The organism is Burkholderia sp. IT-111MI5, assembly GCF_949752865.1.
Lineage (GTDB): Bacteria > Pseudomonadota > Gammaproteobacteria > Burkholderiales > Burkholderiaceae > Burkholderia > Burkholderia pyrrocinia_C.
On record NZ_CATKIF010000002.1, the window covers coordinates 172,772 to 194,763 of the forward strand.

Consider the following 21,992-nt stretch of genomic DNA (forward strand, 5'->3'; position numbering starts at 1 on the left):
CAAAGTTCAGAAAAATCCCGCGACAACGACATTTATTGTCCGCACTACACTGCACTTAGCCCCTGCCGCCGTTCAACGCCGCCATGTCCGCCACCGCCCTGCAATTCGCGCTGCTCGCCAAGCAGCAGGAAATCGCGTCGCTGCGCCGCGTGGCCGAACAGATCGAGCTGATCGACCTGCTCGGCCGCCTGATCCACGCGCTGCAGCGCGAGCGCGGCGCGACCAGCATCTATCTGGCGTCGCTCGGCCGGCGTTTCGTCGCGGAACGCGCGGCGGCACGCGACGAATCCGCACCGCTCGTCGCGCAGCTGCGCGAGCGCCTGGATCTGGAACTGGCGCCCGCGCGCGGCTCGACGTCGCGCCTGCTGTCGCTGATCGCATGGGTGCTGCTCGACCTGGAATCGCTGGATGCGCTGCGGGCACGGATCGACCGCATCGCGCTGTCCGCGCCGGATTCCGTCCAGGCATTCAGCACCGTGATCGGCGGCCTGGTGGAGCTGATTTTCCAGCTGGCCGACAGCGCGGCCGATCCGTCGGTGTCGCGCATGCTGATCGCGCTCGTCCACGTCGTCGAAGGCAAGGAGGAAGCGGGGCAGGAACGCGCCGTCGGCGCGCACATGTTCGCGGCGGGCGCGTTTTCGGCGGACCAGCAGCAGCGCCTGCTGTATCTGATCGCGGCGCAGGAGCGCAGTCTCGAAGTCTTTGCGAATTTCGCGAGCGCCGAGCAAAACGCGTGGCGGGAAACGCGCATGACGGGGCCGCACGTGGCGGCGCTCGAGAAGCTGCGACGCATACTCTGCACGGCGCAGGCCGGCGACACGCTCGATACGGGCCTGAGCGAAGCCTGGTTCGACGCCGCAAGCGCCCGCATCGACGATCTCTGGCACCTTCAGATCGCGCTGACGCTGCAGGTGCAGGAAACGTGCGACGCCCGGATCGACGACGCGCATCGGACGCTGCGCGACTCCGAGCGCCTGATGGCGCAGTTGCGGAACAATCCGCCGCCGCATATCCAGGCGCTCGCCCATTTCTTCGCCGGCGATCCGCTGTCGGCGCGCGCGGCGGTTCACGAACTGCCGGAGCGCCTCTCCGGCGCCGACCCGTCGACGCTCGCCAGCCTCAAATCCCTGCTGGAATCGCAATCGGCGCGACTGGCCGGCGCGGAGGTCGAACTCGACGCCGCACGTCGCGCGCTTTACGAACGCAAGCTCGTGCAGCGCGCGAAAAACACGCTGATGACGCGCTTCAACCTGCGGGAGGACGAGGCGTACCGGATGCTGCAGAAAGCGTCGATGGACCGCAATCGGCCGCTTGCCGATATCGCGGAAGACGCGCTGACGTCGCCCGAGCGATTCGTCGACGAGCACGCGCAGCCCGCCGCGCGGCGACGTACGCAGCGAAGCGCGCCGAAGACACCGCGCGACGACGGCACGACCTGACCTGACCGGAGCGCGCGCCGCGCCACGCACCGCGGTAGCGCCCACAGCGCGTGCAGGAGGCGCGAATTGCACCGCGCGAGTGCGATTCGCGGCGATCGGCTCGCGGCCGGCGCCCCCGGCATGTCGCGCCCCGCCTGCCTGCATCGCGATTTCCCCGCCACTGGTATGAAAGTTGCGAACAACACGTTCGTCGGGCTAATGGCGGCCTGACGGTCGCGCCATGTCGAACCATGGCGGACGATCCCGTGGATAACAGCGTCCGCGCCGGGCACTCGCATGTCGAGCGAGTGCCCGGCGCGGATTTTTTTTGCCCGTCCAACCTTGCGAGCACACACCATGGCCTACCTCACGCCCAACGAGTTCGTCACCAAGATGGTCGACGCCGGCGAATCGAAACTGTCGATGTCGACCCGCGACACGCTGATCCGCGCGTACATGGCGGGCGCGATCCTCGCGCTCGCGGCCGCGTTCGCGGTCAGCATCACGATCAACACCGGCAACGCGCTGGTCGGTTCGCTGCTGTTTCCGGTCGGATTCTGCATGCTGTACCTGCTCGGCTTCGACCTGCTTACCGGCGTCTTCACGCTCGCGCCGCTCGCGGTGATCGACCGCCGGCCCGGCGCGACCTGGGGCGGCGTGTTCCGCAACTGGACGCTGGTGTTCTTCGGTAATTTCGCGGGCGCGCTGACGGTCGCACTGTTCATGGCGATCATCTTCACGTTCGGCTTTTCGGAGGCGCCGAACGCGATCGGACAGAAGATCGGCGGCATCGGCGAAGCGCGCACGCTCGGCTATGCGGCGCACGGCGCCGCCGGCATGCTCACGCTGTTCGTGCGCGGCGTGATGTGCAACTGGATGGTATCGACCGGCGTGGTCGCCGCGATGATGTCGACGTCGGTTCCCGGCAAGGTGATCGCGATGTGGATGCCGATCCTCGTGTTCTTCTACATGGGCTTCGAGCACTCGGTCGTGAACATGTTCCTGTTCCCGTCCGGCCTGATGCTCGGCGCCCACTTCACGATCGCCGACTATCTGCTGTGGAACGAGATCCCGACGGTGCTCGGCAACCTGGTCGGCGGGCTGCTGTTCGTCGGCGCGGCGCTGTACAGCACGCACTACAAGACCGCGCCGAAACGCGTGCCCGCTTCGCCGGTGGGCGTCGTCGCGCGCAAGGCCTGACCGCCCTGCGGCCCCGCGTCAACCCGTGACAGGCCGCCCCGCTGCGTTCGTCGCGCAGCGGGGCGGCATACGTCACTCGACGTTGTCCGTCACGTCCGTCATCCGGATCATGTGCGGGCGCACCGCGTCTTCGTCCGGCGCGTCGCCCGTCGGCTCCGGATGGATCAGCGCTTCGAGCCGAGCCTTGGTCGCGATGAATTCCGGCGTATTGAACTGCGAATAACCGCGCGGGCGCGGCACCGGCACCTCGATCAGCTCCTGCACTTTGCCCGGATTGGCCTTCAGCACGAGAATCCGGTCCGCTAGCAAAATCGCCTCGTCGAGATCGTGCGTGATGAACAGCACCGTCACGTCGATGTTGCGCCAGATGTCGAGCAGGTGCGCCTGCATCTTCGCGCGGGTCTGCGCATCGAGCGCGCCGAACGGCTCGTCCATCAGCAGGATGCGCGGCCGGTTCGCGAGCGCGCGGGCAATCGCGACGCGCTGCTTCATCCCGCCCGACAACTGGTGCGGATACACGTCCGCGAAGCGCGTGAGCCCGACGAGGTCGAGCCACTGCAGCGCCTCGCGCTCCGCCTCGCCGCTGCTGCTGCCGTTGCGCTTCAGGCCGAACATCACGTTCTTCTTCACGGTCAGCCACGGAAACAGCGTGTAACCCTGGAACACCATCCCGCGATCGGCGCCGGGGCCCTGCACCGGCTTGCCGTCGAGCAGCACGTCGCCGCTCGTCTGCGACTCGAGCCCGGCCAGGATGCGGATCAGCGTCGACTTGCCGCAACCGGACGGCCCGATCACGCAGACGAACTCGCGCCGGTGGGTGCGGAAGCTGATGTCGTCGAGCGCGACCACTTCGCCCTGCGGCGACCGGAAGCGCTTGCCGAGATGGCGCACGTCGAGAATCACGTCGCGCGCCTTCAGGCGTGCGAAGCGTTCGCTCACGGCGTCGGACTGGAGCAGGTAGTCGGGAAGGCTGTGCGGATTCTGCATGATCGTTTCTTCCGAAAGGATGCGGTAGGTCATCGTCTTCAGCCGTCACGCCTTCAGCGTGCGGTCCCATGGAAACAGCCGGCGGCCGAGCAGCGCGAGCACGATGTCGGTCCCGAGGCCGATGATCCCGATCATCAGGATCGCTGCATAGACGTTGTCGAAATGCTGGTAGCGCGCCTGCTGGCTGATGTACCACGTGATGCCCGAACTGGTGCCGACCAGTTCGGCGACGATCAGGTAGGTCCACGCCCAGCCGAGCAGGATCCGCTGGTCGCGATACAGGTCGGGCAGGATGCCCGGCACGACGACGTGCGCGATCAGCCCCGGCTTTTTCGTGCCGAGCGTCAGCGCCGCCTCGAACAGCCCGTACTCGAGCTTGCGCGTGGTGTTCGCGACGATCAGCACCTGCTGAAAGAACGTGCCGATCACGATGATCGCGATCTTCGGTGCGTCGTAGATGCCGAGGATCGCCACCATCAGCGCGCCGAACGCCGGCGCGGGCAGATAACGAAAGAATTCGAAGAACGGCTCCTGCAGCCGCGCGAGCGCGCTGAAGGTGCCGCATACGATGCCGATCGGCACGCCGATCGCCGACGAGATCACGAAGCCCCAGAAGATGATGCGGATGCTGTGCCACAGGCTTTCGTGCAGCCATACGCCGTCGCGCGAAGCCGGCGGTGTCGTGAACGCCGTATAGAACGCGCGCAGCACCTGATGCGGCGCGGGCAGGTACACGGGGTTCGCGCGCTCGCCTTCGGGCACGGCCGCATGCGACGCTCGCGCATGCGCGAGCTCGTCGTCGAACACGTCGCGGTCGATCTGCATGCCGGGCTGGAAATAATCGACGCTGCCGGGGTTCGTGATGCGCACCTGAGGATGCCAGACGAACGGCACGTAGCTGAGCACGCACCAGACGGCGAGCGGCAGCAGGAAGGACGCGACGCCGAGCGTCCACTTGCCGCGGGTCGACAGCTCGCGGCGCACCGCGAGCCAGTCGGTCGTATTGCGGGTCACTGACATGGTGAATCTCCGTATCGTGTTGCTTGCCGGTCGCGGGCGACCGGGCGTTCAGTGCGGCGCGCCGTTCGCACGGTAGGCGCGCCAGCCGCCGAAGCGCGTGATGTCCACGGCGCCGTCGAGCGCGGCGGGTTCGCAGAGAAAGCCCTGCACCTGCGCGCCGTCCGCGAGCGTCAGCGTGCCGATGCCGAGCGGCGCACCGATGCCGGCAACGAAGCTGCCATAAGCCGCGACCGGCATCTCCCAGATCTCTACCGCGATCGCCGCACCGCCTTCCGGCACGCGCACGAGGCCCGGCTTCGCGACGCCGCCCGACACGGCCGCGCTCAATGCGTAGAGGCGGTAGGACAGCGCGGTGGTCGTCGCTGCGACGAAGCGCGCGCCGCGCTGCGTGAGCTGCCCGTTCAGCGGCTCGCCGCGCAGATGCGCGCCGACGACGGCCACGCGCACGACGCCCGCCGGCGCGGCGAGCGGCAGCGTGATCGCACCGGAACGCTTGTCGCGCGCGGCGGCATGAGGTTCGTTCGCGCCTGCGTTTGCACGATCGTCGGCATCGACATCGGCGTAGGCATTGGCGTTGCAAGCGCCCTCGCCCGTCGCGGCGGCGCCGTGCTGCGCAGCGCCCCACGCGTCGGCCAGATCGAGCAGCATCGCGTCGTCGTGCGCGCGGCCGACGAACGTGATGCCGAACGGCAAACCAGCATGCGGTCCGGTTTCGCAGACGCCCGCCGGCACCGCGATCGCGGACAGGTCGAGCAGGTTCACGAAGTTCGTGTAATAGCCGAAGCGCGCGTTGACGACGATCGGATCGGCTTCCAGTTCGTCGACGGTCGCGGTCGTCGCCGACGTCGGCATCACGATCGCGTCGATGTCGTCCCAGGCACGGGCCGCGTCGACGCGCAGCGCGGCGAGCCGGTCGAACGCCGCGAACGCGTCGGCGGCGCTGAAACGCGCCGCGCCGCCGACGATCTCGCGAATCACCGGATGCAGCGCGTCGGGCCGTTCCGCGAAGAACGCGCCGATCGCAGCCAGCCGCTCGGCGACCCACGGCCCTTCGTACAGCAGCCGCGCGGTCGCGAGGAACGCGCCGAAATCGATCTCGACGATTCGTGCGCCGGCCGTACGCAGGCGTTCGACGGCCGCCTGCCACGCGGCCCGATACGACGCGTCGCCGAAGAACTCGAGCTGATCGGCGCGCGGCATGCCGAAGCGCATGCTGGCGAGCGGCCGGGCGGGCCGCGCATGGCTGCCGCTCGCATCGAGCAACGGCTGCCACGTGCGTCCGTACGGATCGCCGTCCGTCACACCGTGCGCAACGGCGAACACCGCGCGCGCGTCGCCCGGCCCATGCGCGAACACCGACACGCAGTCGAGCGACCGGCAGGCCGGCACCACGCCGAGCGTGCTCAGCACGCCCTTGGTCGGCTTGAGCCCGACGAGCCCGTGAAACGCGGCCGGCACGCGGCCCGATCCGGCCGTGTCGGTGCCGAGCGCGAACGCGGCAACGCCGAGCGCGACGGCCACCGCCGATCCCGAACTCGATCCGCCCGACGCATAACGCGGATCGAGCGCATTGCGGCACGCGCCGTACGGCGAGCGCTGCCCGGACAGCCCGGTCGCGAACTGGTCGAGATTGGTCTTGCCGATCGGGATCGCGCCGGCGGCGATCAATCGCTCGACGACCGGCGCGCTGCGCGCCGGCACATACGCGTAAGCAGGACACGCTGCCGTCGTCGGAATGCCGGCCAGGTCGATGTTGTCCTTGATCGCGAACGGCACGCCATACAGCGGCAGCGTGGCGATGTCGCGTCCGGCCAGCGCATCCGCGTAGCGTGTCATTTCGTCGTGCGTCAGCGGCCGGATCCACGCATGATGCGGATCGCCCGCGTCGAAGTGCGCGGCGATCGCATCGACGAGCGCATGCGGCGTCAGGCTGCCGGCCTCGTACCGCGCGCGCAGCGCGGCGATCGAGCGCAGGTCGGGTAGCGGATGACGATCGAAGGGCTTCATGCGACCTCCTCGGCCGCGCCGGCCTTCATCACCATCAGCCGCTGCCCGGCAACGACCGCCGCGCCCGGCACGCAATCGACCGTCTCGATCACGCCGTCTTCCATCGCCACCACGGACACCTCCATCTTCATCGATTCGAGAATCGCGACGACCTGCCCCTCGGTCACCCGCGCGCCGGTTTCGACCAGCACCTTCCATACGCTGCCCGACACGTCGGCGGTAATACCGCGCTGTTCGTCGGCGAGCGTGTCGCCGGCCGCCGCTGCACCGGCACCGGCGTCGCCCTGCCCGGCTTCGCCCGCATACTCGGCGTGGCCGGCGGCCCGCCAGCGCTCGCGCTCGTCATCGAACGCGGCCTGCTGCATCGCCTTGAACGCGGCGATCGATTCGGCTTCGTCGCGCAGGAAGCGGTTGTACGCGCCGAGATCGAACACGGATTCCTCGATCTTCAGCTCGGCGCGGCCCGCGATGAAATCCGCGCGCAGTTCGGCCAGCTCGGTCTCGCTGACCTCGTAGAAACGGATCTCGTCGAAGAACCGCAGCAGCCACGGCTTGCCGGGCTCGAATGCACGCGTCGTCCGGTAACGGTTCCACATCTGCACCGTGCGACCGACGAACTGATAGCCGCCGGGCCCTTCCATCCCGTACACGCACAGGTAAGCGCCGCCGATGCCGACCGCGTTCTCCGGCGTCCACGTGCGCGCCGGGTTGTACTTGGTCGTCACGAGCCGGTGCCGCGGATCGAGCGGCGTCGCGACGGGCGCGCCGAGATAGACGTCGCCGAGCCCCATCACCAGATAACGCGCGTCGAACACGATGCGCTTCACGTCGTCGATGCTGTCGAGGCCGTTGATCCGGCGGATGAACTCGATATTGCTCGGGCACCACGGCGCATCCGGCCGCACCGACTGCATGTAGCGCTCGATCGCGACGCGCGTCGACGGGTCGTCCCACGACAGCGGCAGATGCACGATCCGGTTCGGCACGCGCATGTCGGCGACGTCGGGCAATTCGCGCTCGGCTGCCTGCAGATGCGCGAGCAGCGTATCGAGCGGCAGCGCGTGCGCATCGAAATGCACCTGCAGCGAACGGATGCCGGGCGTGAGGTCGAGCATGCCGGGCAGCCGGTGCGCATCGAGCCAGCACATCAGCGCGTGCACGCGAAAACGCAGGTTCAGGTCGAGCACGAGCGGGCCGTATTCGATCAGCACGTTGCAGTCGCCCGAGCGCCGGTAGACGACGCCGATGCCGTTGCCGGCTGCCGGATCACGGTACAGCACGCAGTCGTCCGGCGCAGCCGCGTTCGACGAAGCAGCCGGTGCCGGCGATGCGCATTCGGGAGCCGCAGCCACGCGCGCGAACTGCACGGTGTCGCCCGGCCGCAACTGCCCGAGCTTCCACAGCTCGTCGCGCACGACCGTCACCGGACACACGAAGCCGCCGAGGCTCGGCCCGTCGGGCCCGAGTATCACCGGCATGTCGCCGGTGAAATCGACCGCGCCGATCGCATACGCGTTGTCGTGGATGTTCGACGGATGCAGGCCCGCCTCGCCGCCGTCCGCGCGCGCCCATTGCGGCTTCGGGCCGATCAGCCGCACGCCCGTGCGGCTCGAGTTGTAATGGACCGTCCAGCGCGTGTCGTACAGCATCGCAATGTCGTCCGCCGTGAAGAAATCCGGCGCGCCGTGCGGGCCGTCGAGCACGCCGAGCGTCCACGCATGCGTCAGCGCGGGCCGGTCGGCTTCGGCGAGCGTCGCGCCGGCTTCGCCGCGCCCCGCATCCGCATGCAGGTGCAGCACGTCGCCCTTGCGCAGCGCGCGGCCCGCGTGGCCGCCGAACTGGCCAAGCGTGAAGGTCGCCTTGCTGCCCAGATAGTCCGGCACCTGCAGCCCGCCCTTCACCGCGAGACACGCGCGCACGCCGGCGCCCGTCACGCCGCCCAGCTTCAGCACCGCGCCGGGCGCCGCGCGCAGCACCTGCCAGAACGGTGCGGGCGCGCCGTCTAGCGTCGCCGCGAGCGGCGCGCCGCCGAGCACGAACAGCGTGTCGGTGTTGAAGCGCAGCGTCGCGCCGACCATCGTGAACTCGAGGCCGGCGGCGTCGCGCGGATTGCCGAGCAGCGCATTCGCGAGATCGAACGCGCGATCGTCCATCGGCCCGGACGGCGGCACGCCGACGGCCCAGTAGCCGACGCGGCCCGGCGTTTGCTGCACGGTCGTCTGCACGCCGCCGTCGAGCACGTCGATCGTGTGCGGCGCGAACGCGAAACGCGACAGGAACGCGGTGGTCTGCGCGCCGCGCGCGAACGTGTCGGAACCGGCGATCGCGCGCAGGTAGTCGAGATTGGTCTCGATCCCGTACAGCTCGGTGGCGGCCAGCGCGTCGCGCAATGCCGCGAGCGCATCGCGGCGCGTATCGCCGCGCACGATCAGTTTCGCGAGCAGCGGATCGTAATACGCGCTGACCTCGGTGCCCGCATCGATCCACGTATCGACGCGCACTGCATCCGGAAACGCGACATGCGTGAGCACGCCCGCGCTCGGCCGGAACTGCTGGTGGGGGTCTTCCGCATAGAGCCGCACCTGGATGCTCGCGCCGCGCGGCGCGACGGCGAGCATATCGAGCGGCGGCAGGTCGCCTTCGGCCTGCAGGATCATCCATTCGACGAGATCGATGCCGGTCACGGCTTCCGTCACGCAATGCTCGACCTGCAGCCGTGTATTCACCTCAAGAAAATAGCAGCGGCGCTCGCGTGCATCGAACACGAACTCGACCGTGCCGGCCGACGCATAGGCGACCGCGCGCGCAAGCCGCACCGCGCTTGCGTGCAGCGCGGCGCGCTCGCCGTCGGCGAGATCCGGCGCGGGCGTTTCCTCGATCACCTTCTGGTTGCGCCGCTGCACCGAGCAGTCGCGCTCGCCGAGCGCGATCACGCCGCCGCGCCCGTCGCCGAAGATCTGCACCTCGATGTGCCGCGCGTGCTCGACGAACTTCTCCAGATAGACACCCGCGTGCGCGAAGTTCGCGCTGCCGAGCCGCACGACGGATTCGAACGCCGCCGCGAGCTGCGCGGCGTCGCGGCACAGCGACATGCCGATGCCGCCGCCGCCCGCCGTGCTCTTCAGCATCACCGGATAGCCGATCGCATCGGCTTCGGCGAGCGCCGTCGCGACATCCGCGAGCAGCCCGGTGCCCGGCAGCAGCGCGACGTCGTGCTCGCGTGCCAGTTCGCGCGCGGTGTGCTTGAGGCCGAACGCGCGCATCTGCGCGCCGCTCGGCCCGATGAAGCGCAGGCCGGCGGCCTCGCATGCGTCGGCGAACTCGGCGTTCTCCGACAGAAAGCCGTAGCCGGGATGCACGGCCTGCGCACCGGTCGCGCGCGCCGCAGCGAGGATCGCGGCGACGTTCAGGTAGCTGTCGGCCGCCGGCGCGGCGCCGACGCAGACGGCTTCGTCGGCGAGCGTCACGTGACGCGCATCGCGATCGGCTTCCGAGTAGATCGCGACCGACGCGATGCCGAGCCGCTTCAGCGTTCGGATCACGCGGCAGGCGATTTCGCCGCGGTTCGCGACGAGGACTTTTGCGAATCTCATGTTGCCTCCCGCCGGGCCGCCCCAAGGCAGGCAACCGCCCCCTTGGGGGGCAGCGAAAAATAGTGAGCGTGCGGGTCGTTCATCATGCCTCCCAGATCGTCAGCCGCACCGGCGTCGGGTTGTAGCCGTTGCACGGGTTGTTGAGCTGCGGGCAGTTCGAGATCAGCACCGTGACGTCCATCTCCGCGCGCATCTCGACATACTTGCCGGGCGCGGAAATGCCGTCCTCGAACGTCAGCCCGCCGAGCGGCGTGACCGGCACGTTCATGAAGAAATTGACGTTGCCGACGAGGTCGCGCTTGGTCAGCCGCGCGCCGGTGCCGCATGCGCAGTGCGCGATCGCGTTGAGGAAGCTGTCGCGGCAGTTGTGCATGTGGCGCTTGTCGAGCGCGTAGCGCACCGTGTTGCTCTCGGCCGCGCACGCGCCGCCGAGCGTGTCGTGGCGGCCGCAGGTGTCCGCCACGATCGTCACCATCGGATTGCCGAGACTGGACAGCAGCACGCTGCCCGCGCTCAGGTACAGGTTGCGCTGCTCGCGGATCGTGTCCTGCGCGCTGTAGCGCTCGTCGGGTGCGTCGGTGCGATAGAACAGCGTGTCGACGGCCTGGTTGCCTTCGAGGTCGAGGATGCGCAGCACCTGCCCGCGCTTCACGTCGTGCAGCCACGGTTCGCCGGCGTTCAGCGTGGTGTCGTAGATCGCGTGCCGCGGGTCGAGGCGGCTTTCGATGATCGGCATGTCGGGTCTCCTCAAGCGAACAGTCGGTCGGTGTTGACGAAGCCGCGCGTGTTCTCCGCGCACGCGGTGCGGCACGGATCGTCGTCCGGCGCGGCGCCGTCGGCCGGATACGCGCGGTATGCGATCAACTTCACGGGTTTCGGCGCATAGGCCGGCTGCGGATCGAGCGGATGCGGCGCGGTCGAGAACGCGGCGAGCGTGTTCATCTCGAAGCGCAGGTCGAACGCGCTGCCGGCCGGCGAGTGGCCCGCGACGAAGTCGAACGACCCGTCGTCGCGCGGCGCGAGCTTGCTGAAGAAATTGACGTTCGCGACGAGGTCGCGCGCGGACAGCCCGTATTTCGCGAGTTCGAGCACGAGGCTGTCGCGGCCGTTGCGGATCATCGCGTTGCGATCGGCCTGATACGACGACTCGCCGTACTTGCGCGCGAACAGCCGCGCATCGCCGATGCCGCCGAGCGGATCGTGCCAGCCGAGCGTGTCGGCCGTGATCGATGCGATCACGCGGCCCATGTCCGTATACAGCGCGTGGCCGCGCGTCAGGTGCGCGGTGTGCTGCGCCTTCAGCGTATCGGCCATGTTGTAGCGTTCGAGCGGATCTTCGTGACGATGAAACACGGCGGACAGGTTCGCGCCGCCGTCGAGATCGACGACGCGCAGCGCGAGGCCGCGGCGCAGGATGCCGGACCAGTGGGTTCCGGCGGGAACGACCGTTTCCCACACGACGTGCGGCAACGGGGCAAGCGGGGCTTGGGGGCTCGGCGACATGGCGGCTCCTCGGATCGGTTGGACAAAAGGCGTGAGAGGGCGACCGAACGACATCGCGACCTCCCGGGCTTTTGTCCCTCCGTGGAGCCTCGCCGGATCCTCGTGACAAGGCAGGCGGCAAGACCGGATTGCTCTCGGACCAGGCATCGCGCGGCGTGTGACGCCTTGCGACCGGAACCCTAGCGATCCTGAAGATGATGCAAATTGCTTCGCACCTCTCGGACGGTGAATAAGCGAGTTGCGTGCCAGCGCATGCATCCGAGCACGCGCGGCCCCGTTCGGCGGGGCATGCGAGGACGAACGGCGCGCCATGCACGCGCATCGGCCCGCCCTCCCGTTGGGCAGCGTGCGCACCACTCGAACGCGGCCGGCACCAGCGCGGGGCAGCCGCGGGCCAGCAATACGCACGCGCACCGCGTGCGATCGCAATGGCACGGCCATTGCTGAATACGCACACCGTCACTCTGTCCACCGATCGCTCATGAACAAACTCGACCTGCTTCGGCGCGCGCTGGCCGCGCTGTTTTCCGCGCGTTTCATCGAACTTCAGCGTGCGGCGCGCAGTCGCTGAACGGCGCGTTTCCGACGCACGTCAGCGGCCGGATCACATCGCTGGCATGCTTCTCGCTCGCTCCGATGCCGAGAGGTGCGGCGGAGTCGCATCTTAGGGATGCTAGGGTTCCGGTTCGTCGAACGTCTGGTCCGAGAGCAGCCCGGCGTCGGTGCGTACGGTCGTCTGACCGCGCGCGCATGGCGCTACACGGCGGGACAAAAGCCCGGGAGATTGGCGATGGCGACGGCCGTCGCGCCTCTCCGTGGCCGGTCGTTCGTCCCGCATCCGCAGGAACCGGTCACGCGGCCGGATCGCGCATGGGCGCGACCCGTGCCGACGATCCCGATCCCGGTCTCCTGGAGAAAACGATGACCCGCCTCGCCTCGCCGTTCCGCCGCCTGCTGTCCTCCCGGCACCTTCGTTCCGTCCACCGTGCGCTTGCCGCCGTCGCCGTCACGACGTCGCTGTTCGCCGCGCCCGCCGCGCATGCGGCTCCACCGCTGAAAATCGGCTACAGCGACTGGCCCGGCTGGGTCGCGTTCCAGGTCGCGCTCGACAAGGGCTGGTTCAAGGAAGCCGGCGTCGACGTCGATTTCGAATGGTTCGATTACTCGGCGTCGCTCGACGCATTCTCCGCGGGCAAGCTCGACGCGGTCGCGGTGACCAACGGCGATGCGCTCGTCACGGGCGCGTCCGGCGCGAAGAACGTGATGATCCTGCTCACCGACTATTCGGCGGGCAACGACATGATCATCGCGAAGCCGCCGCTGCGGACCGTCGAAGGCCTGAAGGGCAGGAAGGTCGGCGTCGAGCTCGGGCTCGTCGATCACCTGCTGCTCGAAACCGCGCTGCAGAAGCACGGGCTGAAGGACGGCGACGTCACGCTCGTCAACGCGAAGACCAACGAACTGCCGCAGGTGCTCGGCTCATCGTCCGACATCGCGGCGGTCGCGGCGTGGCAGCCGAATGCCGGCGAGGCGTTGAAACGCGCGCCGGGTGCGCGCGCGATCTTCACGTCGGCGGATGCGCCGGGGCTGATCTACGACGCGATCACGGTGACGCCGACCAGCCTCGCCGCGCGCCGGGCCGACTGGGCGAAGGTCGTCAAGGTCTGGTATCGCTGCGTGGCCTACATCAACGATCCGAAGACGCAGGCCGACGCGGTGAAGATCATGTCCGCCCGCGTGGGCCTCGCGCCGGCGCAGTATCTGCCGCTGCTGAAGGGCACGCACCTGCTCGATGCCGCGGCCGCGAAGCAGGCGTTCCGCAAGGGCGACGGCCTCGATTCGATCTACGGATCGACCCGCAACGCGAATGCATTCAACGTGCGCAACGCGGTCTACAAGCAGTCGCAGGACATCGACGCGTATATCGATCCGCGTCTCGTCGAATCGCACTGAAGGCGGCGGGCGGGCCGCCCGGAACGATGTCATCTGTCGATATCGAGCGGCCGCCGCCGGGATCCGAAAGGTGTCGAGGAGCCCGGCGCAGGCGTGAAGGCGGTGGATTGCCGGGCGAACGCCACGCCCTCGCGCGACTACAAGAAATGGCCCCACAGCCGGGCTGTCCACTCCTTGACGCGCAGCAGCAGCGACCTGTGCTTCCAGCTTTCCCTGCCGATCTCGTCGGAAGCGGCCATGTCCTCGTCGAAAGCGCTCTCCATTCGTTGTGCGAATGTCTGGCCCAGGACGACTGCATTGATTTCATCGTTGTCCAACGCGCTGCGCCAATCCAGGTTGCTGGAACCGACACATGACCAGACGCCATCCACGATCGCGGTTTTGGCGTGCAGCAGCGCGCCCCGCCTCTCATAGATTTTGACGCCTGCATCCAGCAGATCCTCGTAGTGCGAGCGGCCGGCATAAAATGCCAATGCCGAATCGGAGCGGCCGGGGAGGATCATTCGGACGTCGACGCCACGCTTGGCCGCGTCGACCAACGCGTTGACCAGTTGCGGATCGGGGACGAAGTAGGCGTTGGTGAGATACACACGTTGCTCCGCATTGCTGATCGCCGCGATGAGCATCAGATAAATGAGGCTGAACGGATCATCCGGCGTGCTTCCGACCGCGCGAACGATTTCCGGACCTTGCGGCCGCAACTTGGGAAAATAGTGGCGCTCGGCCAGCGGTTTTCCGTTCTGCGTGCTCCAGGTCTGCAGGAACAGTTTCTGAAATTCGGCGACGACCGGGCCGCTGATCTGCACGTCGGTGTCGCGCCACCCGCGTGCCGCGCCGGCCTCGTCGGTCGAGGCCGAACGATGCCTGCCGGATGAGCCGCTCGAGTAGACGCTGCTGATGTTGATGCCACCCAGAAATGCCGTACGCCCATCGACGATCAGCAGCTTGCGGTGATCGCGATGATTCAACGCCCAGGGCTTGCGCGTCGACAACGGATTCACCGGATTGAATTCCAGTACCCGTATTCCGGCGGCCCGCAGACGATCGAAATAGGTGCTGGGCGTGCCGAGTGCACCCACGCTGTCGTAGATCAGGTTCACCTGGACGCCGCGCGACTGCTGCGCGATCATCGCATCGGCGAATTGCCGCCCTACGTCGCTGTCGTCGATGCCGAAGGTCTCCAGGTTGATGTGATCTTTCGCCGCGGCCATGGCCTCGAACATGGCCTGGTACGTTGCCGGACCATCCTGCAACAAGCGGACCTCATTGCCGACCACGAGCGGGCTGCCACTGATGGCTTGCTCGAGTGCGATCTGCTTGTCCAGAAGCACTGTGCCCCCGGCGCTGCGCTTCAGATCCTTGACGATGGTGGCGCTACGCTTCGCCGATAACGGTCCCCAGGCGCTTTCAAAGCGTGCCGCCTGGGTGGCGTAGCGGCCGCTCAGGAACTGCGTATCGGGCAAGCTCGTGCAACCGCCTGCGATCGCCAGGCCGCAGGCGGCTGTCGCAATCCCTGTCAGTGCGCGAATCATCATCGACTGTTCCGAAAAACCGGTGCGGCGTGCCTGGCTTTATCTCATCGCACGACGCGGCAACGTACCTGCCATCCTCGCATTTGCGCGTCAATTTCCATGACGAATCGCAGTGCACCGGGGCCGGCGCCTGCGTATCTCGCCGGCTCGTCCACCCGAAGCTACTGCTTGGTCTGCTGGCGCTGGTATTCGTCGTATTTCATCTGCATGTACTGCTGCCGATCCATTTCATGCAGTTGTCGCGGATATCGCTCGCTGGCGTCGAACCAGTCGGTCAGGCGTTGCTCCAGCCGCTTGTCGGGCGGGCTGGACAGCGCGCCGAGGTACGCATCGATGGCCAGGTAGTAGCGCATCGTGTTGCGCTCCATGAGGCCGCGCACCCCGCCGATGTATTCCGCCTGAGCCGCGGACGGATCGGCGATGTCGGTGAAGCCGACCTTGCCGCGACCGAAGGCGGCCAGATAGGCCTTCATCGCAAGACGCCCGATCACGCCGTAACTATAGGCGTAGGTCAGATGCAGGAACGTGCGGTTGCCGTCAAGCGCCAGCGCTTCCAGCGCGATCCGGTAATCGCGGGTGTTCAATGGTCCTCGGTCCGCATGGAGCTTGACCTGCAAGTAGCCCGGGCCGGTGGTCGCCGCGTCGTATTCGAATTGCACCCGGTAGGTCGTGCCGAGTTCTTCGGCAACTTCTTTCTCGCTGACGTTCACGATCAGCGTACTGCCGCGGCCGCTGGTGGTTCGGCAATACTTGATGTTGGGGTGCAGGATCAATGCGTCGCACCAGTTCGACGGGCCGCGCGAAGGGTCGTTGAACGCGCCGTTGACGGCCGCGAACGGGTAGGCCATCACCGCGTAGACCTCGCCCTTGAGCGTGGAAGACGATTCTTCCGAATCGAGATACAACGGGCGTTTGAACTGGTTGTGATCGAGCCGGGGAATCAGCTTCCGGTACGCTTCGCGCAAGTTGGCCGCCTCGTCCGCACCGTCCGCAGGCGTCCCTCCCATGCATGGCAGGGAGCACGCCATCAGCACGGACGCCATCAACGCCGCCTTGCGTAGCGCGTGGCTGGCTGGGTTTCCGGCAGATGCACTCATTCGTTATGCTCCGGCTCGCGACGGTATTGTGCGGCGATCGGATGCCGCAGTATCGCGGCGTCCCTGTATCGCGACTGACGCTGCGATCAATGCGTCTTCTTCGCCTGCTTTTTGATCGCTTCCTTGGCGTCGCCGTACTTCTTCTGCGCTTCGCCAACTGCTTGCTGGACATCGCCTTTGACTTCCTGCTTCGTGTCGCCAGTGGCTCGGCCAACTACCTCGTTGACCTTGCCCCTCGCCTTCTCTGCGACACCCTTGACTTGATCCTTGTTCATGATGAACGCTCCGGTTACACCTGTTGCCTGGATGATCTGCCGCCCGTCGCGAGCAGCGCGTTGAGCGATGCGCGCGATACGGCAGAATCTGAAAAAATCAGCAATCGCTCACTGCATTCCGCAGTCACGCTGACGCGTGCATGGCGGAAAGCCGGCCAAGCCTGCTGCTGGCGTACCACTACATCGGCGGCGTGTTACCCGAATGAAGCGCCCACGCCCATTGCGAATCCGCCATCGCAGGCCAATGGTCCTTGTCGAATCCGGAGGCGCTCTTCATCCGCTCTTCCGTTGCGTCGAGCCGGAAGCATTTCTCGTCGGTATCCAGGGTGAACGCTCCCCAAGGCACGGCAAAAAGTTTGTCGCCCATCCCGAGAAAGCCGCCACAAGACAGCACGACATACGAAATCCGGCCGTTGCATACGTCCAGCATGATGTCGATAACCTTTCCGATCTCCTTGCCATCGGACGATAGAACCTTGTCGCCGGTCAGCGTGGTAGCCGCCATGACGTTGGGGCCGGCCCCGCCTGTGCTGGTTGCGTGACCGATGATCCGGGCGCCGCTGCTGTTGCTCGGCGGTTGATTGCTGGGAGAAACGAGTGTCATGACCTGCTCCTGTGTTCATTGCGCGAAATGCCGGCGCGCGTCGCCGGCTAGCGTGACGGTGCGACGCTCGCGCCGATCCGGCTCTGTTTCGAGCCAGCGCGCCGCACGCTTCGCCTGCAATCGGCCGCCGTCATGCGGGCCGAAAAACATGCCCGATTCGAGTGTTTCGTGCCGGCATGCGCGCGGGTTGCCGTGACCTGCTCACAGCCCGAGCATCGCTTTGAGCGCCATCGTTTCGCGGTCCCGGTATCCGTAGTTGTCGAGGCGATGACATTGGAAGCGCGGCGCATGAACGATGCTCGTCGAGGTGCCCTGTCGAAGGTGTTCTGCACCGATGCGTGTTCTGTTCGCATCGCGCGTATGCGGCAGGAGGACACATCCGAACTGGCGCGACATGCGTTCGAATCAGGTCAACCTACCCTATGCGCGACCAGTCCTGAAGTCGGTACGCTGCCGTACCCATGCGGGGAGCAGCGGTAAGGCGATCGCGGCGCCGGTGGCGGCGCTGTCGCGGCCTCAAGCGTCGGTTGCAAATGGCAAGCCGATTTTCGACGCATGCGGACATCGAGAATGGCGCACACGCCTCTGCCCCTCGAATGCCTGAGTCGCTCCAAATATGTCGGGCAAATCGGTGACCGGCGGCTTAACTGAAGCGATTCAGCGATCCGGGGCTGGAAAGCGTGTTGCCAGTCAGCCCCTGTCGATGCGCATCGCTAGAAATCATGCCGTCCTCCAGGACCGCGCACATCGCGACGAACAACATGATCGCGACTGCCATGAGGCCCGCGTAGCCGATGATCCTGAGCGTCTTCATTTCGCCTCCTGCCATAAACGATGGCTGTCGCGATCTGAATCATCTTGCGGCTTCACTGCCACGGATGAGATCGCCGCCGTTGACCAGCCATCGCATGACGAGCACGTGAACGCGACGCCCTATCTCAATCCGAAATAGCCGAGGACGAACAGAACGATGACCACGGCTCCAACGAGCCAGACGATGTTGTACATGACAAACCTCCCCTCAAGTTAGACACTGGCCTGCTCGGTTGCGCGACTGGTGGGCCACTGGGCCACACGGGCGGAACTTGCAGCGATACCCGGCGTTCTGCCGCAACAAAGGCTTGCGCGGTTGCGCCGGTTATCGGTTCAAATGCGCGCCTCGCGACCGAGATCCTGGAATCCCGGTGCGCGAAGGACGCAACGTCACGTTCTCGCATGCGGCAGCGTATGTCTGTACGGTAGTAGCGGAAGTGAGGTCGCGATGCGTTCCGTACGATATGCATTCGCCAACTCGGTTTGAGCGCATCCCTCGCCAGGTATACGAACCCGAATGGCCATGACCGACGGCCGGCTGCGTCAATGGAGCATGCGGCGCTCGTCGACGACGCATATTCGCGATGTGGTGCCTGGTCCCGCTGCCGTTGCCGAGCCGGGGGCTTCTATTTTTATTCTTCCGATTCGCGTCGCGATGTTCGATCGCACACGGCCGACCCCATGCCAGTCGGATGTAACCCGTTTCGTGAAGCACGGTGCGAGGGGGAATGCCCCCCCGCCCGTGAAGCCCCCGTATTCAATCAGGTCTTTTTGACAGATTCCTTCGCGTCGCCAAGATTCTTTCGGGCCTGGCCGGCCGCTTGCTGGAGATCGCCTTTGACTTCCTGTTTCGTGTTGTGCGTGGCCCGGCCAATGACTTCATTCACCTTGCCTTTTACCTTCTCGGCAGTTCCCTTGACTTGATCCTTGTTCATGGTAGAGCTCCAATACGTAACGGGTTCGTGGATGATGCAGCGATCTTTTGCCGTCGGGTGATGACACGGTCCGACCGATGGGTCGGCATTCGATGAAAATCCTCTGTTATCCAGATCGTTCGCCCGGCTGGCGAGTGCGCTTCAGTGTTGCGGCGGACGATTCGTGACAACGTCGCGCGTCGCTATCCAGTACGGCTGCCGATCGTAGAACTTGTGAAGCGACGCCCCCCACTGCTCGTCCGCCATCGACGGCCAATGGTCCTTGTCGAACGCGGGGGCATTTTTTACGTGGTCCGCGGTAACGTCGAGCCGGAAGCATTTTTCGTCCGTGTCCAGGGTCAGCGCACTCCACGGAATCGCGTAAAGTTTGCCGCCGATGCCGAGAAAGCCCCCGCTCGACAGCACGGCATACGCGATCCGGCCGCTGCGTACGTCCAGCATGATTTCTGTAATCTTCCCGATGTCCACCCGGTCGGACGTGAAGAGTTTATTGCCCTTGAGCGTATCGGCCTCCATCACGTTGGGGCCTGGTCCCTCGCCGGTCCCGCTGCCGACAATCGAGGCACCTGTATCGCTGGTCGATGACCGATGGGTCTGGTCTGGTATCGTCATGATTCCCTCCTGGGTTCGTTTCGCGGAACGCCGGCGCGGATCGCCGGCTCGCCGTGATGGACGGCACACACACCGGTCACGCGATATGCGTCGCATGGCCGCCGTTCGCGTCGTCTGCCAATGCCCGCCACTACACGAGCAAGATCGAGTGTTACGTTCAAACAGCCTTTCCGCAGCGGCACGCGCTACCGGAGCAGTCGTTGCCCACCGCCCGGTTTGCAGACCTGCCGTTGACGACGGCATCAGAATTCGCCGGCTGTCCCGGCCGTGATGGCGTCGGGTACACACAATGCCGACGGTTACGTGTCGTACAGGCATCGCATCTCGCCGCCCTGTGCACTGCGCGCCCGCCGTTCACGTGGGAGATCCAGGACATTGAAGATGGAGAGCGAATCGCAACAATGCGCGTAGCCAGGATAGGAAGTCGGTACGGCGCCGTACGGGGCCGCGAAAAGGAACTGGCGGATCCACAACAGCATGGCAGCGGCGACGTCTGCCGTGAGGACAATACGGGAGAGCGGGCGGTTGAATCCGCAGCCGGATTCGGTCATCGGGCCGAGCGTTCATGCCGACGTTCGAGCATCGGCCAAGTTCAGCTATCGGATGTTCGAGCACTGCTTCTTCACGAGTGGACCGAGCTTGTAGCCGGAGTTCCGCCAGAGCGATTGAGAGGCGCTCGCTCGACAGACGCACTGGATAACGATCGGCGCCCCCACTCGACCGCATGCCGATCGGAGCCGATCCTCAGATGAAAACGAACATAGCGATCACTTGGATTTCACCTTGGTGGTGATCCAGCTATCGGACACCGCGCGCTCCGTCTTCGCGACGGCGCCAGGTTTGGCCGGCTTGCCGGCATCCACCGGCACCGCGAGGTTGTCACTGACACGCTGAACCCCGTCGACCGACCGGGCCGCCGATTCGGCCACCGACTTCGCGTGCAAGCTGCTTACCGTTCCGTCGAGTGTGACCACGCCGTCGACGGTGGTGACGCTGATATCGGATTTTCCGAGACCCTCTTCACCCATCAGCCTGGCTTCGACCTTCGCCGCGATGGCGGTGTCGTCGATCGCGGTACCGACGCTGCTGGCAGTTTTGGACATCGAACTTTCGCCGGCAGCGAAGCACGCCGCGCCGGTGCCCAAACCGGCCACCAGCCCGACTGCAATCAGTGCAGTGCGGATCGATGTATGACTCGACAAGATCCTTTTCACGAGCTGCCTCCAATGCGTCGTATGAACGACTTGATCCGAACAACATGCACGATCTCCCGGTATCGAAACGTACGGTTCAATCGGCATCCGATGTGCAGCGATGCCGCAGCCCGTTGGCAGCGGCGAAATCCTCGCGGATCTCGTGACGACAGAATCGCATCGCTGCGAGCCAATCTCGGTCCGGCGCGTAGTTATGCACGGGATGTACGGGCTCAGTCTGTCCAATGCCGGACGGTTTGCTCGCGCGCGCGGCGCGCGGAACCGGAGCGGACTCCGTACTTGCTCGAACCGGCCAGTCTCAGGGCCTTGCACAGACGACGGCAGTGAGGATGAACGGAATGACCTGATGCGCGACGGCCTTGCTGCCCGCTAACCGAGAATGCGCTTCGACCGAATCGATCGGCGCCTTGACGACGACGCCGTAAATCGAACCCGGCAGAGGTCGACCGGTTCCCTGCCTGAACAGCGCGTCATACTGCGCATAGGCGAACACGGCATAGACGCTGAAGCCGAACACCGTGAGCGCTGCGTCGCGGGTGGGTCGGAACGCGTTGACCGAATTCTGTTCGACCCGCATCGGATCGCGATCGATATAGCCGTGATTGAACAGGCGCACGATGAACGCGTGCGCGTCGGTGGTGCAGTCGAACTGCGCGTCCAGCGCATAGGCTTGGCTCGGCGCGGGGGTGAGCCCGACTCCGCCTGCAAAGCATGCGGCCAGCGCGTTGAGGAGGGTTTTTCTCATGACAGTCTGCGCGGACCTGATAAGTCCGCCATGCTCGTTAGCCGTACCACCTGCCCGGCCGCCTTGCGTCGGAATCGATTGCGGGCGATCTGCGCAAGGCGGCGCTTGCCGCGTCATACCCGGCAACCGCAAGCGCGCCGACCCGGTCTCACGGATGCGCGGCGGCCACCCGTTTCGAGATGCAACGGTACGCCAACGATGATCCACGAAGGGATCTTTCCCGACAGGATTCTCGAGCCTCCTATATCCGCCCCAGCAGGAGGAGCACAACTACGACGAGCAGCACCACGCCCAGCAGGCCGCTGGGCATATAGCCCCACGAACGGCTGTGCGGCCAGGTCGGCATCGCACCGATCAATATGAGCACCAGCACGACAATCAGTATTGTTCCCAACATGGACCTTCTCCTTTCGACTGAGTGTTTCGACGAACCCGTCGCCGCCCGCGCTTGGGACCCGGAACCTTCCGGGCCTTGCGCGAGGTA

The 21,992-nt window shown here is 66.1% G+C and carries 21 protein-coding genes and 2 riboswitches; of the genes, 3 read left to right on the forward strand and 18 right to left on the reverse strand.

Features of this window, described 5'->3' with window-relative positions:
* The first annotated feature begins 83 nt into the window (after nt 1–83).
* Together ACM6JT_RS01725 and ACM6JT_RS01730 are read left to right on the forward strand one after the other, a co-directional pair.
* Nucleotides 84–1,439 (forward strand): nitrate- and nitrite sensing domain-containing protein, encoded by a 1,356-nt coding sequence (locus tag ACM6JT_RS01725; RefSeq protein ID WP_414855887.1) that lies wholly within the window; start codon nt 84–86, stop codon nt 1,437–1,439.
* A 336-nt stretch (nt 1,440–1,775) separates the two neighbouring features.
* Complete coding sequence (locus tag ACM6JT_RS01730) at nt 1,776–2,618, forward strand: formate/nitrite transporter family protein (RefSeq protein ID WP_175749115.1); 843 nt, start codon at nt 1,776–1,778, stop codon at nt 2,616–2,618.
* A gap of 72 nt (nt 2,619–2,690) precedes the next feature.
* Here the strand turns inward: ACM6JT_RS01730 and ACM6JT_RS01735 are convergent, their stop codons facing one another.
* From ACM6JT_RS01735 to ACM6JT_RS01760, 6 genes are all read right to left on the reverse strand, one after another.
* Nucleotides 2,691–3,605 (reverse strand): ABC transporter ATP-binding protein, encoded by a 915-nt coding sequence (locus tag ACM6JT_RS01735; RefSeq protein ID WP_105390957.1) that lies wholly within the window; start codon nt 3,603–3,605, stop codon nt 2,691–2,693.
* Between the two features lie 45 nt (nt 3,606–3,650).
* A complete protein-coding gene (locus tag ACM6JT_RS01740; RefSeq protein WP_414855888.1) occupies nt 3,651–4,625 on the reverse strand; it encodes an ABC transporter permease in 975 nt (324 codons plus the stop codon).
* Between the two features lie 48 nt (nt 4,626–4,673).
* Nucleotides 4,674–6,632, reverse strand: coding sequence for an allophanate hydrolase (atzF, locus tag ACM6JT_RS01745; RefSeq protein ID WP_414855889.1), 1,959 nt, complete (start codon nt 6,630–6,632; stop codon nt 4,674–4,676).
* Complete coding sequence (gene uca / locus ACM6JT_RS01750; protein WP_414855890.1) at nt 6,629–10,225, reverse strand: urea carboxylase; 3,597 nt, start codon at nt 10,223–10,225, stop codon at nt 6,629–6,631. The genes atzF and uca overlap by 4 nt, the downstream gene beginning before the upstream one ends.
* Nucleotides 10,226–10,307: 82 nt before the next feature.
* Complete coding sequence (locus ACM6JT_RS01755) at nt 10,308–10,961, reverse strand: urea amidolyase associated protein UAAP2 (protein ID WP_034182276.1); 654 nt, start codon at nt 10,959–10,961, stop codon at nt 10,308–10,310.
* Between the two features lie 11 nt (nt 10,962–10,972).
* The gene (locus ACM6JT_RS01760) at nt 10,973–11,728 is read right to left on the reverse strand and encodes an urea amidolyase associated protein UAAP1 (protein ID WP_217590984.1); all 756 of its coding nucleotides are present in this window, start codon (nt 11,726–11,728) and stop codon (nt 10,973–10,975) included.
* Between the two features lie 58 nt (nt 11,729–11,786).
* A riboswitch (guanidine-I (ykkC/yxkD leader) is annotated at nt 11,787–11,922 on the reverse strand.
* Between the two features lie 468 nt (nt 11,923–12,390).
* Nucleotides 12,391–12,513: riboswitch (guanidine-I (ykkC/yxkD leader) on the forward strand.
* Between the two features lie 136 nt (nt 12,514–12,649).
* Between ACM6JT_RS01760 and ACM6JT_RS01765 the strand changes: the two genes are divergently transcribed.
* Nucleotides 12,650–13,681, forward strand: a complete 1,032-nt coding sequence (locus ACM6JT_RS01765) for an ABC transporter substrate-binding protein (RefSeq protein WP_243567385.1) — start codon at nt 12,650–12,652, stop codon at nt 13,679–13,681.
* A 137-nt stretch (nt 13,682–13,818) separates the two neighbouring features.
* Here the strand turns inward: ACM6JT_RS01765 and ACM6JT_RS01770 are convergent, their stop codons facing one another.
* From ACM6JT_RS01770 to ACM6JT_RS01825, 12 genes are all read right to left on the reverse strand, one after another.
* Nucleotides 13,819–15,216 carry a phospholipase D-like domain-containing protein gene (locus ACM6JT_RS01770; RefSeq protein WP_235212525.1) on the reverse strand — a complete coding sequence of 466 codons (1,398 nt, stop codon included), beginning with the start codon at nt 15,214–15,216 and terminating at the stop codon, nt 13,819–13,821.
* 158 nt (nt 15,217–15,374) lie between these two features.
* On the reverse strand, nt 15,375–16,310 hold the full coding sequence (locus ACM6JT_RS01775; protein ID WP_034182278.1) for a hypothetical protein: 936 nt from the start codon (nt 16,308–16,310) through the stop codon (nt 15,375–15,377).
* Between the two features lie 86 nt (nt 16,311–16,396).
* Complete coding sequence (locus ACM6JT_RS01780; RefSeq protein WP_034182279.1) at nt 16,397–16,585, reverse strand: CsbD family protein; 189 nt, start codon at nt 16,583–16,585, stop codon at nt 16,397–16,399.
* Nucleotides 16,586–16,763: 178 nt separating this feature from the next.
* Entirely contained in the window at nt 16,764–17,189 is a 426-nt protein-coding gene (locus ACM6JT_RS01785; RefSeq protein ID WP_034182280.1) for a PRC-barrel domain-containing protein, read from the reverse strand.
* A 201-nt stretch (nt 17,190–17,390) separates the two neighbouring features.
* Nucleotides 17,391–17,585: a hypothetical protein gene (locus ACM6JT_RS01790; RefSeq protein WP_175749120.1), complete on the reverse strand. Its 195-nt coding sequence runs from the start codon at nt 17,583–17,585 to the stop codon at nt 17,391–17,393.
* A 247-nt stretch (nt 17,586–17,832) separates the two neighbouring features.
* Complete coding sequence (locus ACM6JT_RS01795; protein WP_175749121.1) at nt 17,833–18,003, reverse strand: hypothetical protein; 171 nt, start codon at nt 18,001–18,003, stop codon at nt 17,833–17,835.
* Nucleotides 18,004–18,763: 760 nt separating this feature from the next.
* Entirely contained in the window at nt 18,764–18,937 is a 174-nt protein-coding gene (locus tag ACM6JT_RS01800; RefSeq protein WP_034182579.1) for a CsbD family protein, read from the reverse strand.
* A 141-nt stretch (nt 18,938–19,078) separates the two neighbouring features.
* Nucleotides 19,079–19,549: a PRC-barrel domain-containing protein gene (locus tag ACM6JT_RS01805; RefSeq protein ID WP_105390910.1), complete on the reverse strand. Its 471-nt coding sequence runs from the start codon at nt 19,547–19,549 to the stop codon at nt 19,079–19,081.
* Nucleotides 19,550–19,848: 299 nt separating this feature from the next.
* The gene (locus ACM6JT_RS01810) at nt 19,849–20,100 is read right to left on the reverse strand and encodes a hypothetical protein (RefSeq protein ID WP_105390911.1); all 252 of its coding nucleotides are present in this window, start codon (nt 20,098–20,100) and stop codon (nt 19,849–19,851) included.
* A gap of 216 nt (nt 20,101–20,316) precedes the next feature.
* Nucleotides 20,317–20,763 carry a BON domain-containing protein gene (locus ACM6JT_RS01815; protein WP_161785066.1) on the reverse strand — a complete coding sequence of 149 codons (447 nt, stop codon included), beginning with the start codon at nt 20,761–20,763 and terminating at the stop codon, nt 20,317–20,319.
* Nucleotides 20,764–21,061: 298 nt separating this feature from the next.
* A complete protein-coding gene (locus tag ACM6JT_RS01820; protein ID WP_034182284.1) occupies nt 21,062–21,508 on the reverse strand; it encodes a hypothetical protein in 447 nt (148 codons plus the stop codon).
* A 241-nt stretch (nt 21,509–21,749) separates the two neighbouring features.
* Nucleotides 21,750–21,905: a DUF3309 family protein gene (locus tag ACM6JT_RS01825; protein ID WP_034182285.1), complete on the reverse strand. Its 156-nt coding sequence runs from the start codon at nt 21,903–21,905 to the stop codon at nt 21,750–21,752.
* Between the last annotated feature and the right edge of the window lie 87 nt (nt 21,906–21,992).

What these genes read in the sequence shown, in the direction of transcription:
- ACM6JT_RS01725 (WP_414855887.1), top strand. Translation starts at nt 84, where the DNA reads ATGTCCGCCACCGCCCTGCAATTCGCGCTGCTCGCCAAGCAGCAGGAA.
- ACM6JT_RS01730 (WP_175749115.1), top strand. Translation starts at nt 1,776, where the DNA reads ATGGCCTACCTCACGCCCAACGAGTTCGTCACCAAGATGGTCGACGCC.
- ACM6JT_RS01735 (WP_105390957.1), bottom strand. Translation starts at nt 3,605, where the DNA reads ATGCAGAATCCGCACAGCCTTCCCGACTACCTGCTCCAGTCCGACGCC.
- ACM6JT_RS01740 (WP_414855888.1), bottom strand. Translation starts at nt 4,625, where the DNA reads ATGTCAGTGACCCGCAATACGACCGACTGGCTCGCGGTGCGCCGCGAG.
- atzF (WP_414855889.1), bottom strand. Translation starts at nt 6,632, where the DNA reads ATGAAGCCCTTCGATCGTCATCCGCTACCCGACCTGCGCTCGATCGCC.
- uca (WP_414855890.1), bottom strand. Translation starts at nt 10,225, where the DNA reads ATGAGATTCGCAAAAGTCCTCGTCGCGAACCGCGGCGAAATCGCCTGC.
- ACM6JT_RS01755 (WP_034182276.1), bottom strand. Translation starts at nt 10,961, where the DNA reads ATGCCGATCATCGAAAGCCGCCTCGACCCGCGGCACGCGATCTACGAC.
- ACM6JT_RS01760 (WP_217590984.1), bottom strand. Translation starts at nt 11,728, where the DNA reads ATGTCGCCGAGCCCCCAAGCCCCGCTTGCCCCGTTGCCGCACGTCGTG.
- ACM6JT_RS01765 (WP_243567385.1), top strand. Translation starts at nt 12,650, where the DNA reads ATGACCCGCCTCGCCTCGCCGTTCCGCCGCCTGCTGTCCTCCCGGCAC.
- ACM6JT_RS01770 (WP_235212525.1), bottom strand. Translation starts at nt 15,216, where the DNA reads ATGATGATTCGCGCACTGACAGGGATTGCGACAGCCGCCTGCGGCCTG.
- ACM6JT_RS01775 (WP_034182278.1), bottom strand. Translation starts at nt 16,310, where the DNA reads ATGAGTGCATCTGCCGGAAACCCAGCCAGCCACGCGCTACGCAAGGCG.
- ACM6JT_RS01780 (WP_034182279.1), bottom strand. Translation starts at nt 16,585, where the DNA reads ATGAACAAGGATCAAGTCAAGGGTGTCGCAGAGAAGGCGAGGGGCAAG.
- ACM6JT_RS01785 (WP_034182280.1), bottom strand. Translation starts at nt 17,189, where the DNA reads ATGACACTCGTTTCTCCCAGCAATCAACCGCCGAGCAACAGCAGCGGC.
- ACM6JT_RS01790 (WP_175749120.1), bottom strand. Translation starts at nt 17,585, where the DNA reads ATGTCGCGCCAGTTCGGATGTGTCCTCCTGCCGCATACGCGCGATGCG.
- ACM6JT_RS01795 (WP_175749121.1), bottom strand. Translation starts at nt 18,003, where the DNA reads ATGAAGACGCTCAGGATCATCGGCTACGCGGGCCTCATGGCAGTCGCG.
- ACM6JT_RS01800 (WP_034182579.1), bottom strand. Translation starts at nt 18,937, where the DNA reads ATGAACAAGGATCAAGTCAAGGGAACTGCCGAGAAGGTAAAAGGCAAG.
- ACM6JT_RS01805 (WP_105390910.1), bottom strand. Translation starts at nt 19,549, where the DNA reads ATGACGATACCAGACCAGACCCATCGGTCATCGACCAGCGATACAGGT.
- ACM6JT_RS01810 (WP_105390911.1), bottom strand. Translation starts at nt 20,100, where the DNA reads ATGACCGAATCCGGCTGCGGATTCAACCGCCCGCTCTCCCGTATTGTC.
- ACM6JT_RS01820 (WP_034182284.1), bottom strand. Translation starts at nt 21,508, where the DNA reads ATGAGAAAAACCCTCCTCAACGCGCTGGCCGCATGCTTTGCAGGCGGA.
- ACM6JT_RS01825 (WP_034182285.1), bottom strand. Translation starts at nt 21,905, where the DNA reads ATGTTGGGAACAATACTGATTGTCGTGCTGGTGCTCATATTGATCGGT.